This window comes from Brevibacillus sp. GCM10020057 (assembly GCF_042683565.1).
Lineage (GTDB): Bacteria > Bacillota > Bacilli > Brevibacillales > Brevibacillaceae > Brevibacillus.
Genome location: NZ_JBHUJW010000043.1, coordinates 712,802 through 729,435, shown reverse-complemented (window position 1 = coordinate 729,435; position 16,634 = coordinate 712,802). Strand labels below are relative to the sequence as shown.

The 16,634-nt window shown below is 54.4% G+C and carries 16 protein-coding genes; 8 read left to right on the top strand and 8 right to left on the bottom strand.

The genetic code is table 11. The annotated features are described in order from the left end of the window. The first annotated feature begins 42 nt into the window (after positions 1–42). Both ACFSO0_RS17210 and ACFSO0_RS17205 read left to right on the top strand, forming a co-directional pair. Positions 43–1,233: a glycine C-acetyltransferase gene (locus ACFSO0_RS17210; protein WP_376882255.1), complete on the top strand. Its 1,191-nt coding sequence runs from the start codon at positions 43–45 to the stop codon at positions 1,231–1,233. Next, complete coding sequence (locus ACFSO0_RS17205) at positions 1,233–2,195, top strand: L-threonine 3-dehydrogenase (protein ID WP_376882252.1); 963 nt, start codon at positions 1,233–1,235, stop codon at positions 2,193–2,195. The genes ACFSO0_RS17210 and ACFSO0_RS17205 overlap by 1 nt, the downstream gene beginning before the upstream one ends. A gap of 203 nt (positions 2,196–2,398) precedes the next feature. Here the strand turns inward: ACFSO0_RS17205 and ACFSO0_RS17200 are convergent, their stop codons facing one another. Then, complete coding sequence (locus ACFSO0_RS17200) at positions 2,399–4,000, bottom strand: glycosyl hydrolase family 18 protein (RefSeq protein ID WP_376882250.1); 1,602 nt, start codon at positions 3,998–4,000, stop codon at positions 2,399–2,401. A 161-nt stretch (positions 4,001–4,161) separates the two neighbouring features. On the opposite strand from ACFSO0_RS17200, the gene ACFSO0_RS17195 reads away from it, so the two are divergent. Beyond that, on the top strand, positions 4,162–5,139 hold the full coding sequence (locus tag ACFSO0_RS17195) for a YpdA family putative bacillithiol disulfide reductase (protein WP_376882247.1): 978 nt from the start codon (positions 4,162–4,164) through the stop codon (positions 5,137–5,139). 7 nt (positions 5,140–5,146) lie between these two features. Here ACFSO0_RS17195 and ACFSO0_RS17190 read toward each other — a convergent pair whose 3' ends face one another. Together ACFSO0_RS17190 and ACFSO0_RS17185 are read right to left on the bottom strand one after the other, a co-directional pair. Continuing rightward, a complete protein-coding gene (locus ACFSO0_RS17190; RefSeq protein WP_376882244.1) occupies positions 5,147–5,485 on the bottom strand; it encodes a histidine triad nucleotide-binding protein in 339 nt (112 codons plus the stop codon). A gap of 85 nt (positions 5,486–5,570) precedes the next feature. After that, complete coding sequence (locus ACFSO0_RS17185) at positions 5,571–5,900, bottom strand: DUF3147 family protein (protein WP_376882242.1); 330 nt, start codon at positions 5,898–5,900, stop codon at positions 5,571–5,573. Between the two features lie 211 nt (positions 5,901–6,111). Here ACFSO0_RS17185 and ACFSO0_RS17180 point away from each other — a divergent pair, with 211 nt between their 5' ends. Beyond that, on the top strand, positions 6,112–6,723 hold the full coding sequence (locus ACFSO0_RS17180) for a MerR family transcriptional regulator (RefSeq protein ID WP_376883245.1): 612 nt from the start codon (positions 6,112–6,114) through the stop codon (positions 6,721–6,723). A gap of 204 nt (positions 6,724–6,927) precedes the next feature. Here ACFSO0_RS17180 and ACFSO0_RS17175 read toward each other — a convergent pair whose 3' ends face one another. Beyond that, positions 6,928–7,413, bottom strand: coding sequence for a hypothetical protein (locus tag ACFSO0_RS17175; protein WP_376882239.1), 486 nt, complete (start codon positions 7,411–7,413; stop codon positions 6,928–6,930). Positions 7,414–7,625: 212 nt separating this feature from the next. Here ACFSO0_RS17175 and ACFSO0_RS17170 point away from each other — a divergent pair, with 212 nt between their 5' ends. Continuing rightward, the gene (locus ACFSO0_RS17170) at positions 7,626–7,835 is read left to right on the top strand and encodes a hypothetical protein (RefSeq protein ID WP_376882237.1); all 210 of its coding nucleotides are present in this window, start codon (positions 7,626–7,628) and stop codon (positions 7,833–7,835) included. A 139-nt stretch (positions 7,836–7,974) separates the two neighbouring features. After that, positions 7,975–8,556: a TVP38/TMEM64 family protein gene (locus tag ACFSO0_RS17165; protein ID WP_376882235.1), complete on the top strand. Its 582-nt coding sequence runs from the start codon at positions 7,975–7,977 to the stop codon at positions 8,554–8,556. A gap of 9 nt (positions 8,557–8,565) precedes the next feature. On the opposite strand, the gene ACFSO0_RS17160 is transcribed toward ACFSO0_RS17165, so the two are convergent. From ACFSO0_RS17160 to ACFSO0_RS17145, 4 genes are all read right to left on the bottom strand, one after another. Continuing rightward, the gene (locus ACFSO0_RS17160; RefSeq protein ID WP_376882233.1) at positions 8,566–9,801 is read right to left on the bottom strand and encodes an MFS transporter; all 1,236 of its coding nucleotides are present in this window, start codon (positions 9,799–9,801) and stop codon (positions 8,566–8,568) included. 243 nt (positions 9,802–10,044) lie between these two features. Then, positions 10,045–10,191, bottom strand: coding sequence for a hypothetical protein (locus ACFSO0_RS17155; RefSeq protein ID WP_376882230.1), 147 nt, complete (start codon positions 10,189–10,191; stop codon positions 10,045–10,047). An 8-nt stretch (positions 10,192–10,199) separates the two neighbouring features. Further along, entirely contained in the window at positions 10,200–13,058 is a 2,859-nt protein-coding gene (locus ACFSO0_RS17150; protein ID WP_376882227.1) for a DEAD/DEAH box helicase, read from the bottom strand. Continuing rightward, positions 13,055–14,656, bottom strand: coding sequence for an SWIM zinc finger family protein (locus ACFSO0_RS17145; RefSeq protein WP_376882225.1), 1,602 nt, complete (start codon positions 14,654–14,656; stop codon positions 13,055–13,057). The genes ACFSO0_RS17150 and ACFSO0_RS17145 overlap by 4 nt, the downstream gene beginning before the upstream one ends. 297 nt (positions 14,657–14,953) lie before the next feature. Here ACFSO0_RS17145 and ACFSO0_RS17140 point away from each other — a divergent pair, with 297 nt between their 5' ends. Together ACFSO0_RS17140 and pfkB are read left to right on the top strand one after the other, a co-directional pair. After that, positions 14,954–15,709 carry a DeoR/GlpR family DNA-binding transcription regulator gene (locus ACFSO0_RS17140; RefSeq protein WP_376882222.1) on the top strand — a complete coding sequence of 252 codons (756 nt, stop codon included), beginning with the start codon at positions 14,954–14,956 and terminating at the stop codon, positions 15,707–15,709. After that, complete coding sequence (pfkB, locus tag ACFSO0_RS17135; RefSeq protein WP_376882219.1) at positions 15,706–16,617, top strand: 1-phosphofructokinase; 912 nt, start codon at positions 15,706–15,708, stop codon at positions 16,615–16,617. The genes ACFSO0_RS17140 and pfkB overlap by 4 nt, the downstream gene beginning before the upstream one ends. Positions 16,618–16,634: the final 17 nt, after the last annotated feature.

Here is a 16,634-nt window from a genome sequence, read left to right as displayed (position 1 = left end):
GCCGTTGTTCGTACGGAGACTGAAATGTTGGAGGGATAGAGCGTGGCGAGCAAAACTTTGGAAGCTTTTTTACATGAAAATCTGGCCGATCTGAAAAGCAAAGGTCTCTACAATGTGATAGATCCTTTGCAAAGCGCGAACGGTCCTGTCATCACCATCTCGGGCAAAGAACTGATTAACCTTTCCTCGAACAACTATTTGGGCCTGGCTACTGACCAGCGATTGATCGATGCCGCAGTAGCTGCCGCCCAAAAATACGGGGTCGGTGCAGGCGCGGTCCGCACGATCAACGGCACGCTCGATCTTCATGTGAAGCTGGAAGAAAAGCTGGCTGCATTCAAGCAAACCGAGGCGGCGATTGCCTACCAGTCCGGATTCAATTGCAACATGGCAGCGATCTCCGCTGTCATGGACAAGGACGATGCGATTCTTTCCGACGAGCTGAACCACGCCTCGATCATTGACGGCTGCCGCCTGTCGCGTGCCCAGATCATCCGCTTTAACCACTCGGATATCGACGATCTGCGGGCGAGGGCAAAAGAAGCGAAAGAATCAGGCAAATACAAAAAGCTGATGGTCATTACGGACGGCGTCTTCTCGATGGATGGCGATGTTGCGAAACTGCCGGAGATCGTGGAAGTGGCGGAAGAATTCGACCTGATCACATACGTGGACGATGCGCACGGCTCTGGCGTGCTGGGTAAAGGTGCAGGGACTGTGAAACATTTCGGTCTCTCCGACAAAATCGACTTCCAGATCGGCACGCTTTCCAAAGCAATCGGGGTAGTCGGCGGTTATGTGGCAGGAAGACGGGAACTGATAGACTGGCTCAAGGTGCGCAGCCGTCCGTTCCTGTTCTCGACTGCATTGACACCTGCAGATGTGGCGGCTTGTATCGAAGCCATCGACATTTTGCAAAACAGCACAGAGCTGCACGACAAGCTGTGGGAGAACGGAAACTACCTGAAAAAAGGTCTCAAGGAGCTGGGCTTTGACATCGGCGCGAGCGAAACACCGATCACGCCTTGCATCATTGGGGATGAGCAACAGACACAGGAATTCAGCAGACGCTTGTATGAGGCAGGCGTGTACGCCAAAGCAATCGTGTTCCCGACTGTACCGAAGGGAACCGGACGCGTTCGCAACATGCCGACTGCGGCTCATACGAAGGACATGCTGGATCGTGCCCTTAGCATCTACGAAAAAGTCGGCAAAGAAATGGGGATTCTGTAATGAAAAAGATATTAGTCACCGGGGCGTTGGGGCAAATCGGATCGGAGCTGGTTACGAAGCTGCGCGATGTGTACGGGGCAGACAACGTCATTGCGACGGACATCCGCAAAAACGAGGAGAACGAAGTCGTGCATTCGGGTCCGTTTGAAATTCTCGATGTGATGGATGGCGAGCGGATGTTCGAGCTGGCAAAGACGCATCAGGTGGATACGATCATGCATCTGGCCGCCTTGCTGTCTGCGACAGCGGAAGCAAAACCGCAGCTTGCCTGGAACCTCAACATGGGCGGACTGGTCAACGCACTGGAGACGGCGCGCGAGCTGAACTGTCAGTTTTTCACGCCGAGCTCCATCGGGGCTTTCGGTCCATCGACGCCAAAAGACAACACGCCGCAGGATACGATTCAACGTCCAACGACAATGTACGGTGTAAACAAAGTATCCGGCGAGCTGCTGTGCGACTACTACTTCCACAAGTTTGGCGTCGACACGCGCGGCGTGCGCTTTCCCGGCCTGATCTCTTACGTGGCGCCACCGGGAGGCGGTACGACCGACTACGCGGTTGACATTTACTACAAAGCGATTCAGGAAGGCGCGTACACCTCCTATATCGCCAAAGGCACGTATATGGACATGATGTACATGCCGGATGCGCTGAACGCCATCATCACCCTGATGGAAGCGGACGGCTCCTGCCTGAAGCACCGCAATGCCTTCAACGTGACCGCGATGAGCATCGAGCCGGAACAGGTGGCTGCAGCGATCCGCAAGCACATTCCGGATTTCAAGCTGTCCTACGAGGTGGATCCGGTTCGCCAGGCGATCGCGGACAGCTGGCCAAACTCGATCGACGCGACATGCGCCAAAGAAGAGTGGGGCTTCACCTATGAGTACGACCTGGAGAAAATGACCGAAGACATGCTGGAGAAATTGCGGGGAAAGTTGCTGCAAAAGGTCGTCTAAACGATGACCGCAAATGACACGAACGAAGCAAAAGCTGCCCTGGCCGGACGATTTTGGCCGGGGCGGCTTTTTTGCTTTGCTTTCCCGCTTTCCGGGTATATTGGTTGTTTTCTGGCACGCGTATTCTTCTGCGCCCCATGAAAAAAGGCAGTTGCAGCCCGGACTTTTGGTCCAGGCCGGCAACTGTCTGTATGTGCTGCGTGTTACATTTTGCTGCGCGCCTGCTTGAGTGCGACAGAATTGGCGATCGAGGTCCAAACATCTGTCGATTCAGAACCGATATACCAGTAGGCCAAGCCGCCGATTTGACTGTTCAGGCTCACCTGCGCTTTCAGCCCCAGGGAGCGGCTTTCTTCCAGCCACATCGTGTGGGTCGCGCCTTGTTTTTTGTAGGTGGAACGGTATTGCTGCGTGGCCGTATCCCATTTGGTCGTCGCTTTGTACTGGGAGATCAGCTGGTACGATTGCGGGATGCTGATGTCGGTGGAGACCAGCTTGCCGCCGGATTGGTACCAGTCCCTGGTATAGAGCGGCATGCCCACGATCAGTTTTTGGGCAGGAACGTCGTCGAGCACACCTTTGATGACATCTGCAAACCAGGGGAGTGATGCGACAGAGCCTGCCTGCGAGCTTCCCACCCAATGCTCCTCATAGGCCATCACGACGAGGTAGTCGGCATAGGCGGCCAATTTTGCATAGTCAAACGGTTCGCTCCAATCTGTGCCGGTGTCTGGCGGAACATCGACCGACAGCGAAGCGTTCTTGGCGTGCAAGGCAGCCGCGAGCTCCTTGATGAATGCGGTAAAATTGTCCCGGTCGCCAGGATTGAAGCCTTCAAAATCTACATTGATTCCGTCGAGGTGGTACTCGTCGATGAACGCGCCTATTTTTCCAATGACAGCCGTCCGCTTGGCTTTGTCAGAGAGCATGGTGTGCGTCGCCGCAGGATCAAACCGGTTTCCGAACAAGGGCCATACTTCTTTTCCGTTCTGTTGCGCCCAATGCACGAGCGATGCATCCGAATTGTCGCTGACTGTTCCGTCCTTTTGCAGGAAGTACCAGCGCGGCGAGAGCGTGTTGATCCCGGCTTTTTGCACTTGTGCGATAAACTCCTGGGTGGTCGACTGATACTGCCAGCCAAGGGAGACCAAAGGTTTTGCCGATACAGCCTGTGCGCCCAACTCATCGAGAATGCGCTTCAAAATGACGGCCGTCTCTTCCCGGGAGAGGGGAGAAGTCGGACGAAAGCTGCCCTGATAGCCGACGAGCCACTGTTTTTTCATCACAGCGCTCACGGAAGGGCGTGCCCAGCCAGAGATGGCACTTGCATCATTGACTGACAGGGTGGGCGAAGAAGACAGCGAAAGTCCTAAAGCCCGGGCGAGAAAAGCAGCGGCCTCCTGCCGGGAGATCGTCCGGCTCGGCGAGAAGGTAGTCGCGCTGGTGCCGCTTGCCAGATTCAGGGAGACAGCCGCTTGTATGTACCCGTATGCCCAGGATGATTTGGGCACATCGGCAAAGGACGGGACGGTGCCTGAAACGGGCTTGATGCCGAGCGTCCGCGCCAGCATCGCTACGAATTCCGCGCGCGTCACGGAGTTTGCCGGGTGAAAATACCCGTTCTCATCTCCGGAGATGATGCCGGCTTCCTGCAGCGAACGGATTTGCTCGTGCGCATAACTGTCGGAAATATCGCGCAGGCTACCGGATGATGCTGTTGAGGAGGGCACACCGACGCCCAGCGTGAAGCAATACGTGAGCAAGACGATTGAAACGAGCCAAATATGTATGTGTTGTTTTTTCATCATAACCCCAGTATAAGGAGGGGGAACCAATCTTTCATTGATCATTTTTTGGCAGCAAGGCAAGTGTTGACAACCTGGGGCGAACGCTTTTTCAGTCTGCCGGATATGTTATGATAGTACAGGAACGGAAAAGAAGAGAGAGAAAGCGAGGCGGGAGAGATATGGAAGACGTACTGATTGTCGGGGCGGGTCCGTGCGGGCTGGCAGCCGCGATTGCTTGCAAGAGAGCGGGGCTAAACCCTGTCAACATAGAAAAAGGTTCATTGGTCCACTCCATTTACCGCTACCCGACGTACATGATTTTTCACAGTACACCGGAGCTGCTGGAAATCGGGGGGATTCCTTTTACCACGCCAAACGAAAAGCCGACAAGGCAGGAGGCGCTGCAGTATTACCGGCTGGTTGCTGCGCGAGAACAGTTGCGGATTCGCAGCTATGAGACCGTGACGTCGACAGTGAAGACAGACGCCGGGTTTTTGGTAGAGACAGTGGACCGGTTGGGTGAAAAGCGTACATATGAGACGCAGAATCTCATCATTGCGACGGGATATTTTGACAATCCGAACCGGTTGAACGTGCCGGGCGAGGACTTGCCAAAGGTCTCGTCGTTTTACAAGGAAGCGCATCCGTATGCCGGTCTGCGTGTCGCAATCGTGGGCGGAAACAACTCCGCCGTGGATGCCTCGATGGAACTGGAGCGGGCAGGGGCTGAGGTGACGGTCATCTATCGTCGCTCGGTAATTTCGGAGAGAGTAAAGGCGTGGACGCGTCCCGTGTTTGAAAGTCTGGTGAACAAAGGACGCATCCGCATGATGTACAATTCCACGGTGGAAGCCATCACGGAGCGCACCATTCGGGTCCGGACGGGCGAGGAAACGGTAGAATTGGAGAACGACTACGTCTTCACGCTGATCGGATATCGGCCGGATCGATCCTTGTTGCAATCGCTGGGCGTCCAGATCGATCCGGAGACGGGCAGCCCCGAGCATCATCCGGAGACGATGGAGACGAACGTGCCGGGCCTGTATATTGCCGGAGTAATCGCGGCGGGGCACCGGGCGAATGCCATCTTCATCGAAAACGGCAGGCTCCACGGGGATGCGATCGCCCGCCACATCACGTCCCGACTGGGGCGGTAGGGCGCATTTACACGGTCCACTTCAGCTGTCTGCCGCCGATCAAATGGTAATGCAGATGGAAGACCGTCTGCTGACCGTGCTCGCCGATGTTGGTGATGACGCGAAAGCCGGAGTCTTTGACTTCCATCGTCTCCGCTACCTTATGCAGGGCGAGGTGGAGGTGTCCGATGAGCTCCTTGTCTTCCGGCTCGATGGCGAGGAGAGATTGGATATGTTTTTTCGGAATCATCAGGATGTGGACGGGTGCGATCGGGTTGATATCGTGAAAGGCGACGACGTGTTCGTCCTCATACACTTTTTTGGCGGGCAAATCCCCGTTTACAATCTTGCAAAAAATACAATCCATGTTGCTCGACATCCTTTCCAATAAAAATAAGGGTAAAGCCTACTTCGTCATCGGAGTAGGCTTTCCCTTTCTGGTCGCGCTCGAATTATCCGGTTACTTGCTTGTACATCCAGAAGTACGAAAAGAGAATGAGGATGCCAAAGAGAATCGCGTACACGGGCTTTACCCAACTCGTGAGGACGTAGCAGGATGCGACGAACAGCACCAGCCCGAAAGCGCCCAAAATGCCGCTCTTTTGGGCCAGATGGAATTCTTGCGTGTTCATGTATTGGAGCTGGAGCATCATGTTCAGCAGCGTAATGATCGGCAACGTCGTGATGATACCGGACAAAAAAATGTTTTTGGTCTTGCTGAAGTAGGTTGCCAGGACGACGATAAAGCCGCCGATAATGAATTTGATCACATAGTCGATCATGGTTGGAATGCCTCCGATATGCACACAGGAAATGACAGGAATGATTTTCCCATTCGACCTGTCCATTATAATCCTGAAAGCTGAAAAAGAGTAGAGGAAGTTTAGTGTAGTTGTAATCGGTTAGCATTTTTCTCCTTTTTGCGGAGAGAGCTTTCCTATTGACTCTCCTCTTGGAGGAGCCTTTATGCTGACTGATGAGGAGGTGAACGAGATGCTGTACACGGTAAAAGAAGTATCCGCCATGTCCAAGGTCACGATCAAAACGCTGCACCATTACCACAAAATCGGCCTTCTCTTGCCGCAGCAAACGAGCGAGGCCGGGTACCGCTTGTACGGCACAAGAGAGCTGGAGCGGCTGCGGACGATCATGGAGACGTTGGAAAAATCAATCAATGCGACGGAGGTAGGCGAACGAATGGAAAACGGGGATCTATTCAAAGGGTTTGACAGTGAAGCGGAATGGGAGCAAGCGCTCTCGAAGCAACATGAATATTTGCAAAAGACCTATCAGGTGGAGCTGAAGACGAAAGGCATCGACGTAGTGGAAATGAATGAGCAGGCCCGGGAAGCGGCCGCCTTTATGAAGGAAATGGCGGACGCGTTGCGCGCAGGGATCAAGCATACAGATGAAAAGATTCGCGGAATGATCGAAGCGCATCTGGCGTTTCTGAATCACAGCGGCCTCACTATCACTCCTGCCGATTTTGCGGGGCAAACGCGCTTCTTTTTGCAGGACGACTTTCACCTCGCTATGCTGGAAGGGCAGCAGACAGGTCTGGCCTACTATTTGGCGGCAGCCGCCGAGGCGTTTGCGGCAAATTAGCACGATTCCCAGTCGATGCAAAAAGCTTGGGCAAAATGTTTCGGCCTGAGCTTTTTACATGCAGCGGCGGGGGTGATCGCCGCTCCTGACCATTCCAAGTCAACAGCTAACGCAATGGGAAGTACGAACACTGTTTTTTCAAAACAGACGCCTGCCATTGTGTAATGACATCAGGGGATGGAGGAATCATATCCTCATCCTTCATTATAGTCCTAACTCCTTGGCTGTAAGAGAGTCCCAGTTTCTATCGATCTTCCATGATTCATTTTCTTTTACCAATGTTACTTGGCCGTTAACATGGTAGTCCGTGTTTGCACCATTACCGCTTATCGAAATGATCATCAAGTAATCGACATGTAAGGATTTGTTGTCATCTAATGAAGCGATTCTACTTATTTTTATTTCTTTTACCTGAATGTATCGATTTAATTTCGCTTCTTCAATCGTAATGAATGCTTCCCGATTCTTTACGAAATTTTGATAGTCCTTCTCTGTTAATAATGTCTTTACTTTGTCGTTCAGCAACGGATAAAGAGTTTGCTTATCAGGAATGGAGAACTCCTCCTGGGTAAGTTCAAATTTCGCTTCGTTAAATTTCATCAGGATCGCTGATACTTCTTTCTCTGTTGGCGTGGAGCCACAACCGCAAAGAAGAAAAATTGCCCCTAAAACAATCCAGAATATTTTCATTGAAATACACCTCGTTTTTGTTATGGCATTCATAATATCTTACGTTTTTTCCTTTTTCAGTTTTCGGGTAAAATTAGCTGCTTCAAGGCGTCTTTTGTATTACCCTAACCGAACCAGACCGAAAGATAGTCAACAGATTCATGCTGGCATCTCGTCGTCTCATGCACTAGAATATGGATAAGTAGTCCATTCTTGATGAGGAGTTGCTACGCATGACGGAGCCGAATCCAGACGAAAAAGACAAGCAGGAGCAAAAGCCGGGGAAAATCAGTCTGCAAGAGGCGATGAAACGCAGACTTGCGGAGAAAAAGGCGGCACAAGCGCAGGCTAACAAACAGGCCAACTATAAAGCGAAGAACCAGATCATGAAAAGCCAGCAAACCAAAAAACCTAACAATCAGCGCAGACGCACGGGTGTATGACGCGCTCCGTGATACATGAGCAAAGAACAGGGGATGGGCAGTGCAACAGGTGCTGCCCGTCCTTTTTCTATTCTATTTTTTCTTCACAGGTCTCCGATACATGGGAGAGTGTGTGGCAGAGGAGAGGAGTCAGCGACAGATGGAGTGGTTTACGAACGTAGAAGCATTGGCAGAACAGATTCGCTCCTGGGGGGTTTTCGGCATCGTCGGGAGCATCGCGCTCAACATCGTCATCAGCGTCGCCGGGGTGCTGCCTTCGATCTTTTTATCGGGAGCGAACGCGGTTGTCTACGGACTGGTTGGAGGATTTTTCGTCTCCTTGACTGGAGAGGTGCTGGGCGCCGCAGCTGCCTTTTTGCTGTATCGCAGCGGCCTGCGCAAAGTCAAGGGGATCGAGCGGCTGGAGAGGTTCTCCTGGATCGCCTCCATCCAACAGTCGTCCCGCATTCGCAAATGCGTCGCGATCGCATTGCTGCGGATGAATCCGCTGATCCCCTCGGGGGTCGTCAACCTGGGGGCGGCAATCGGAAAGATGCGTTTTGCCGATTTTTTGCTCTCCACTCTTGTGGGCAAAATTCCGTCGATGATTTTTGAGACGTTCGTCGGACACGATCTCGTCTATCTGTCCGAAAACAGGTACCGGCTGCTTTTCTCCTTGCTTGCAGGCCTGCTCGTCTTCCTGCTTTTCCGCAAGAAGGAGAAAAGCCGCATCTCTCGGTGATGCCTGCCGTTACTTGGTGAAAAGCTGTGCTTCGGCGGCTTGGGCGGATTGTTTCTTTTCCAGCCCATGCGCATCCGGCTTCCTGTAGCGGATGAGCAGGGCAGTTGCCAGGAGAGCGAGCCCATTGATGATAAAAACGGCGCGGATCGGAATCAGTCCGCCGAGCACCCCGCCGATTACCGGGCCGAGCATGGTTGCGATCTGGTTCGACGACTGGTTGAGGCTGAATGCCCTGCCGCGAAACTTGGGATCGGTGACTTTGACGATCATGGCGTTGATGGACGGATAGACCGCTGCGAAAAACAAGCCGTACACGAACCGCAAAATCCCGAACCCGTACAGATTCGTGAACAGGAATTGCAGCAGGTTGCCGACAGCGCCTCCCATTAGGCCGATAAACAAAATCCTGGAGTAACCGAGCTTCGTCCCAAGTTTGCCCCAGCGGGGGGCAGCGAGGACGGTCGCGATCCCGACGGCGGCGAAGATGATGCCGGCGCTAAGCGAGGCTTCCTTCTGGGAAGCGCCGAGTTGCAGGACGTACACGGTCAGGAGAGGCTCCAGCAGCATGACAGACATCGTCACGATCAGGCTAAGTCCGAGAATGGTCATGAGCGGCTTGTTGGCGATGGCGAGCTTCAAATCTTCGCGCACATTGGTGCGGGTGCCGGAACGGTTCATATTCGTCTCTTTCACCAGAAAGGTGGCGATAAGAGCGGCTACGAGCACGACCGCGCCGGAAAACAAAAAGGCTTCCCTGTTCCCCCACAGGTGGCTGACAACGCCGCCGACGAGGGGACCGATGATGCCTCCGGTCGCACCGGCTGTCGCCATGACACCCAGTGCGTAGCCTACATGTTTTTCAGGTGTGTTCGTCGCAACCAGCGCGATCGAGGCAGGTACGAAGCCGGCCAAAAGTCCTTGAAAAACACGGAGGACTAAAAACAGATAAGGGTTGGTGATGAAGAACGTCGTGAAATACAGTACAGACAGGCTGAAGCCGGACCGGATCAACATCGGTTTTCGGCCGTATTTGTCCGCAAGCGAGCCCCAATACGGGGAGATCAGCGCGCTGGCCAAAAACGTGATGCCGAAGGAAATACCCGACCAAGCCTCCAAGTGTTCCGTAACTCCGAGTGAACTGTGAAGGAAGATGGGCAAGAACGGTATCGAGATCGAATAGGCTGTGCTGCAAAAAAAGACGCCAAGCCACAGGACAACTAGGTTTCGTTTCCAGGAAAAATCCATCTTTCTGTCACAACCTTTGCATGGAAGAAGCAGGATATTCGCATTGATTATTCTAGCACTGCAATTTCCCCCTGACTAATAAAGAAATACGATCATTCTTATGCCAAAGTGAAATAAGCAAAAACTGGATGAACCACGCGGCGGGCAGAATTGCGGCTTGCGAAGATACGGCGGTTTTGGACAACAAAAGGGGCGTCTCCAAGTCAACAATCGACTGTTGAGACGGCCCCTTTTTCGAGACACTCAATCGTTGGAATTGCCCGGTGCCTTGCCATAGTGCCTCCGGACGGCATCGAGGAATCGCTGCCACGCTTCCGGCAGCTTCGCCGTATGCTCTTCCGTGCGTTCTTCGCCGGTCGGCTCTGCCTGCTTCTGCTCGTTCACATCCATCTGCCCTATCATCCTTTCGTTCCTGACCATTCATGGCGCAGGGCAAACAGTTCACGCAGCTCGGAGGTCGACAGCTCGGTGATCCAGGACTCGCCTGCGCCGACGATCTGCTGGCTGAGGGAGAGCTTGCGTTCCATCATCTCGTCGATCCGCTCCTCAATCGTTCCCAGCGAGATGAACTTGTACACCTGGACATTGCGCCTCTGCCCGATCCGATGGGCCCGGTCGGTCGCCTGATTTTCCACTGCCGGATTCCACCAGCGGTCGAAGTGGATGACGTGGTTGGCTTCCGTCAGGTTCAGCCCGGTGCCGCCGGCGCGCAAGGAGAGGATAAAGACGCCTCCTCGCTCCCGGTCAGGCAAGGATTCGTCCTGAAAACGGGCGATCATTTCGTCGCGCCTCTCTTTTTTCGTCGAACCGTTCAAAAAGAAGACCGGACCATAGCCTTCGCGGGTGAGCACTCGCTGGAGCATATTCCCCATCTCGATGTACTGGGTAAAGATCAGGCAGCGCTCGCCCTTTTGCCGAATGTCCGCGACCAGCTCCAGCAGGCGCTCCAGCTTGTGAGAGCGGCTTGCTTCGTCTCCCGCGGCGATTTCGCTTATGATCAGCGCCGGGTGGTCGCAAAGCTGCTTGAGCCGCGACAAGGTCGTGAGGATGAGGCCGCGCCGCTCCATGGGGCTTGAATTTTCCATGCGGGCAAACATCTCCTGGATCGCTGTCTCGTAGAGTGCGCCTTGTTCGGCGGTTAGCGGGACGTATTCCTTGCTCTCGTTTTTCTCCGGCAGATCGAGCTGGATTTGGGGATCTGTTTTCACCCGGCGGAGCAAAAACGGCTGGATGAGCCGCTGTACTTCTGCGATGAGGGCAGGGTCCTGATCACGCTCGATCGGCTGCACATACCGTCTGGCAAAGTCGCCAAGGCTCCCCAAATATCCCGGGTTCAAGAAGTCGAAGATGGACCACAGCTCGCTCAGGCGGTTTTCGATCGGCGTTCCTGTCAGCGCGATCCGGTGCCAGCCGCGCAGGTCGCGGACGGCAGACGACTGCTTGGTATACGCATTTTTGATATTTTGCGCTTCGTCCAGACAGATCGCATTCCACGTGACCGATGACAGCTCCGCCTCGTCGAGATGAGACAGGGCATACGACGTGATAACCAGGTCGGCTCCTGCAATGGCGGGCAGGAAGTCGTCCTTTTTCTGCCGGGCGTTGCCGTAATGGATGAAGACCTTCAGGGACGGGGCGAATCGCTCCAGCTCCTTCTGCCAGTTGCCAATCACCGAGGTCGGGCAGATCAGCAGCGAGGGCGTGTCTGAGATACCGTTTTGCTTTAGATGCAACAGGTAGGTGATGAACTGCACCGTCTTGCCCAGGCCCATGTCGTCAGCGAGACAGGCTCCCAACCCAAAGCGCCGCAAAAACAGCAGCCACGAGCTTCCTTCCAGCTGGTATTTGCTCAAAGTTCCCCGAAATCCCGGCGGTTGTTCGAGAATGGGGATTTCTTTTATTTCCTGCAGCTGGCGCATGAGCTGCAGCAGGTGCTGGTTCAATTCCACTTCTAGTGAAAGGGAATAGGAGCCGGTATCATCGTCCGCATCGAGTTCTTCAGCCTGCTCGTTCGGTGCTGTCAAATGCATTTTCATGACATCGCGGAACGTCAGGGCGTTTTTCCCGCGCGATTTTTTCAGCGTCTCCTGCAGCTGCAGGAACAGATCGGGCGTCAACTGCACCCAATGCCCGCGAATTTTGAGCAGCCGCTGCTTCTGGCGGAGCAACTGCTCGAATTCTTCCTCGCTCAGCTCGACAGGCCCGAGAGCGAGCTTCCATTCAAATTCCATGACTTGCGAAATGCCAAGGAAGGACGGTCTGCCCGCTCCGAACGAGGAGGTGACTTTGGCTTTCAGCTTCGGTCTCACGCGCCGGACCTGTTCCCACCAGGCGGGAAGGAAGACGTGGATGCCCGCCTGCACGAGCTGCAAACTGCTGGTCGTCAAAAACGTCCACGCCTGTTCGTTGGAGAGTCTAGGACGCAAGCCTTTTCCCGCGTCTGCTGGCTGCTCCCACGACAAAATGTCCCGGCATTTGTCCAGATCGTGCAGGAAACGCGCCTCGTGTTTCAGCCAGTCCGGGGGAAGCCCCTCCGTCGCATAGCCCGACTGCGCATCCGGGTCAGGCTCGAGGAGGAACAGCCGGTCTGGCTCCTTGCGATCCTGCAAGTATACGGAAAGCTGCCAGTCGCCGAAGCTGTCGTCGGCTTCGATGAGACGCAGGCAGGTGCGAAAAGGAGTAAGATCAGGCAGCCAGCCGATCGACTGCAGCCATTCGCGCTCTCCGAGATGAGGGGAGATGTCCCTGCCAGTGACAGCGAGCGCCGGGTACTGGGTCACCAGCTCTTCCCAGGCAAGACCGACATCGCCATTGGCGAAAAGGACATCCTCCAGGGCGAGCGACAGCCACTTGTTTCCGTACAGCGGAAAATCAGCAGAGGCGTCTGCCAGCTTCCATCCGTAGCGGCCCGCTTTCCAACCGGCGAAATCAGGGGCGATGGCTCCAATTGCAAGAGCCTCTTGCAAGATCACCGCGGTCTTGCGGTAAGCGGCAAACGCCGGGCTGACTTCGTAGGAGACATGTTCGAGCCAGGCTGGGGCGGTAAAAAACGACAGCGCCTCCGCAGGGCCAAGGAGCAAGCCTTGTTCGTTTTTTTCCAGAAAGGTGCCATAGTACGATGCTTCATCCCAGGCGAACAAGATCGCCGCGAGCCGTTCAGGGTCAATTGTCTCTCCATGTGCTCCCGCTGCGGTGATCAAAAAACGCCCGTCTGGCAAAAAGTCTGCAGCGAGCACCAGCGTAGTCGCAGTGGTCATAGGTTCAGATTTCCTCTCCTTAACTCCTCCTGGAAAGCGCGCAGTCGATTGTGCTTGGCCGTCAACCGGTCGATGTACCGCTCCCAACGAGTTTCCAGGTTCGCTTTGCTGTAAGCCGTTCTCACTTTTTTCAGCAGCTTGATCGCCTCTTTGTACGATGGCCTGTTCCGCTCGCCGATCAGCCGGTTCACCTCGCGGACGTAGAGCGGAAAGAGCAGGCCGGGTTCGCTGTTTTCAATCTCCTTGAACTGGGTGGCATGGATCTTCGTCAACGGGACCTGATAGGACATTTGCAGGTCGATCCATTGCCGAAACTGTCTTTGTTCATACAAGTACGCGGCGTACTCGTGAAAGCTGCCGGGCAAAAATTGCTTTAAGCCCGGCCCGCACTCATCGCCGCGGCCGACCCGTTCCATGGCTTCCTGCCAGATGGCGATGACGAGCTGGTAGGTCTGCGGCTCTGCCTGGCCAATCAACGATTGCAGCCACTCTATCCACGTGAGAAAGCGGGACCAGTCCTTGCTGCGGGCGAACATTTTCAGATAGGGGAGGTAAAAAGAAAGAGACAGCCGACTGTTCGGCAGCCAAATGTCGATGGCGGACTTGTCCGCTCCTTCCATGACGTAAAAGTGGGCGCGCAGCAGCTTGTATCGCTCCAGAGCAGTTGCATCTGTGTCCGGGTCATGGATTTTTTTGTCCAGCTCTTCGACCTCTGCCCGTATCCAGTCCGGTTCCTGGAGCAGATTCCACCAGAGCAGCCGATAGGCAAACGACCAGTAGAGGGCGGACGAATCCGTGTCCTTTAGCTGCCTGGCCGTGTGCATTGTCTGCTCCAGCAAGGGGTAATGATGCTCGCGTAAATAAGCCGTGTCCATGTAAAAGAGCGTCCCTTCCAGCATCTCCACCAGCCGCTCCGCCGTCTGCGACAGGTCCTGAAACCAGAACGATTGCCGATTGGTCTTCACGAATTCCTGCAGCTTCAACAGATAAAACAGATTGGCATGGACGGCAAACAGCTGGGCACACGCCGCCGGCCAGGCAGAAGCGACGCCGAGCACATTTTGGCTGCTGGACAAGAGCTCCGAGGAAGCCCGGTACGTCTCCATGGAAGAGGGCAGATTCCGCGTCCAGCCTTCGAGAAATGTCCACCAGTCGCGGACAGAGCCATCCGGATTGAGCGGGGACCGGGCAGCCGCTCCTTCCTGTGAGCCCGGCTGGAACACCTGTCTGTAGGCAGGCTCGAGCATGGCAGGGGAAAATCTGGCGCGCCTTGGCTGCTGGGCACGGGACAGGTAATGGCGGGGATTGTCAAATACGCTGTACATCTGAAAAAAAGCAGCGGCAATATGCTTGCACAGACGGGTATACGGACAGGTGCACGTGCTGCTTTGCACATCTTCCAGGTTCAAAACGACATGGTAGACCTGCGAGCCCTGCACATCGCAGGCGAGGAGAGTGCCATTTTCGACGCGGGTGTTAAAGACGACGCCATCCGAAAAATAGGTGTAGCCTCTCTCCAGGATCGCCCTCTCGGCATACGCGAGGAGCTGCTCTCCAGTCTGTACGGCTTGCTCCCGGGTCAGTTCTCTTTGCAGCATCTGGTGAAATCCTCCGCACGAAGTGTTATCCCTCCATTATAACGCAAAGAGCGGGGAATGGAAAAAGAGGAGCCGCCGTTATTCGTTCCTCCGTCCAAAAGCAGTAAATTTCGCCGTATCACGGGTACTTCGTCGGGTACAGGCTGACCATCTGACAAGCGGGCTGTCTCAGAGCGATGGGGATTTGAATGTTTTTGGAAGTTTTTTGATTGAAATTGAATGAAAATGATTGATTTTGAAAGTTTTCTCTCTTATAATCAGTGACAGGAATATCGCTTTTCCAAAAAGGAGGTTGTCATGCTCACTCCTGAACGACATCAACTCATTTTATCCATGCTCAAGGAACGAGATACGGTTCGCATCGCGGAATTGGTCGAAGTGACAGGGGCTTCGGAGTCCACCATCCGCCGGGATTTGAGCGAGCTGGAAGAGCAGGCGCTGCTGAAGCGTGTACACGGAGGGGCGTCCTCGCTGCAAAACAAGATCGAAGAACCGACGATGCTGGAGAAATCGGTCAAGTACGAGAAGGAAAAAACAGCGATTGCCAAATACGCGGCAAGTCTCGTCAAGGAGCGCGATTCCATCTTCATCGATGCCGGTTCGACGACTTCGCGTATGGTCCCTTTTTTGTCCCATGACAACATCGTCGTCGTGACGAACAGCCCGGACATCGGCATTCAGCTGATCAAGCGAAACATCAAGACGTTCCTCATCGGCGGAGAATTGAAAGCGGCTACATGGTCGCTGGTGGGACGCGAGGCGGTTACCTCCATCGGGCAATACCGTTTTGACAAATGCTTTATCGGGACGAACGGGATTGACACGGAGCACGGACTGACGACGCCCGATCCGGACGAGGCCTACGTGAAGCAACTGGCGCTGCAATTCTCTGATCGGCGGTATGTGCTGTCCGATTCGCACAAATTCAACCGGGTGACCTTTGCGAAAGTCGCTGATCTGTCGGATGTCACTATCATTACGGATGACGGAATGAGCGAGGAAGACCAGCGCTTGTACGCCAAACTAACGAATGTAAAAGTGGTGAAAGCATGATTTACACAGTGACCCTGAACCCTTCGATCGATTATCACGTCTGGCTTCCGTCGATGCAGGAAGGCACGATTCATCAGGTACAAAAAGAGTGGAAGGTCGCAGGGGGAAAAGGGATCAATGTCTCCAAAGTCTTGCGCAATCTCGGATGCCGAAGTATCGCGCTCGGCTTTATCGGAGGATTCACAGGGGCATTTATCCGGCAGCAGCTCGAACAGGAAGGGATCGAGCATCGCTTGATTCCGGTTGCCCAAGACTCGCGCATCAATGTCAAGATCAAGGCAGAGCGGGAGACCGATCTGAGCGGCGTCTCTCCGCTCATCTCTGCGGAAGCGCAAAGCCAGCTCATGGAGCAGCTGGATCAGCTGGGCAGCGGCGATTTTCTGGTGCTGGCCGGCAGCGTACCCGAGAGCATGCCGCCAAATATTTACCAGATCATCATGAATCAGATGAATCGGCAGCAGGTCCGCGTCATTCTCGATGCCAAAGGCGCCGCGCTGGGCAACTCGCTGGCCGAGAAGCCGTTTTTGATCAAGCCGAATCATCACGAACTCGGAGAGCTTTTTGGCGTGAATGTGCAGACTGCTGAAGAAGCCGTCCGCTGCGGAAAACGTGCATTGGAAATGGGTGCTGTCAATGTGATCGTGTCCATGGCGGGAAAGGGAGCCGTGTTCGTCAACCGGGAGCAAGCATTTGTCGCCGAGTTTCCCAGACAGCAGGCGATCAATTCCATTGGCGCCGGTGACTCCATGGTCGCCGGATTCCTGTATGCGTTCACTCGCGGTCTGGATGTGCGGGAATCTTTTCGCTTCGCAGTCGCATCAGGCTGCACGACCGCCATCTCGGAAGGTTTTTGCACCCCGGCGGCGATCGAGGCATTTTTACCATTGATTACGATACATGAGGCTTAAGGGAGGGAATTTCGCTT

What these genes read in the sequence shown, in the direction of transcription:
- ACFSO0_RS17205 (WP_376882252.1), top strand. Translation starts at nt 1,233, where the DNA reads ATGAAAAAGATATTAGTCACCGGGGCGTTGGGGCAAATCGGATCGGAG.
- ACFSO0_RS17200 (WP_376882250.1), bottom strand. Translation starts at nt 4,000, where the DNA reads ATGAAAAAACAACACATACATATTTGGCTCGTTTCAATCGTCTTGCTC.
- ACFSO0_RS17195 (WP_376882247.1), top strand. Translation starts at nt 4,162, where the DNA reads ATGGAAGACGTACTGATTGTCGGGGCGGGTCCGTGCGGGCTGGCAGCC.
- ACFSO0_RS17190 (WP_376882244.1), bottom strand. Translation starts at nt 5,485, where the DNA reads ATGGATTGTATTTTTTGCAAGATTGTAAACGGGGATTTGCCCGCCAAA.
- ACFSO0_RS17185 (WP_376882242.1), bottom strand. Translation starts at nt 5,900, where the DNA reads ATGATCGACTATGTGATCAAATTCATTATCGGCGGCTTTATCGTCGTC.
- ACFSO0_RS17180 (WP_376883245.1), top strand. Translation starts at nt 6,112, where the DNA reads ATGCTGTACACGGTAAAAGAAGTATCCGCCATGTCCAAGGTCACGATC.
- ACFSO0_RS17175 (WP_376882239.1), bottom strand. Translation starts at nt 7,413, where the DNA reads ATGAAAATATTCTGGATTGTTTTAGGGGCAATTTTTCTTCTTTGCGGT.
- ACFSO0_RS17170 (WP_376882237.1), top strand. Translation starts at nt 7,626, where the DNA reads ATGACGGAGCCGAATCCAGACGAAAAAGACAAGCAGGAGCAAAAGCCG.
- ACFSO0_RS17165 (WP_376882235.1), top strand. Translation starts at nt 7,975, where the DNA reads ATGGAGTGGTTTACGAACGTAGAAGCATTGGCAGAACAGATTCGCTCC.
- ACFSO0_RS17160 (WP_376882233.1), bottom strand. Translation starts at nt 9,801, where the DNA reads ATGGATTTTTCCTGGAAACGAAACCTAGTTGTCCTGTGGCTTGGCGTC.
- ACFSO0_RS17155 (WP_376882230.1), bottom strand. Translation starts at nt 10,191, where the DNA reads ATGGATGTGAACGAGCAGAAGCAGGCAGAGCCGACCGGCGAAGAACGC.
- ACFSO0_RS17150 (WP_376882227.1), bottom strand. Translation starts at nt 13,058, where the DNA reads ATGACCACTGCGACTACGCTGGTGCTCGCTGCAGACTTTTTGCCAGAC.
- ACFSO0_RS17145 (WP_376882225.1), bottom strand. Translation starts at nt 14,656, where the DNA reads ATGCTGCAAAGAGAACTGACCCGGGAGCAAGCCGTACAGACTGGAGAG.
- ACFSO0_RS17140 (WP_376882222.1), top strand. Translation starts at nt 14,954, where the DNA reads ATGCTCACTCCTGAACGACATCAACTCATTTTATCCATGCTCAAGGAA.
- pfkB (WP_376882219.1), top strand. Translation starts at nt 15,706, where the DNA reads ATGATTTACACAGTGACCCTGAACCCTTCGATCGATTATCACGTCTGG.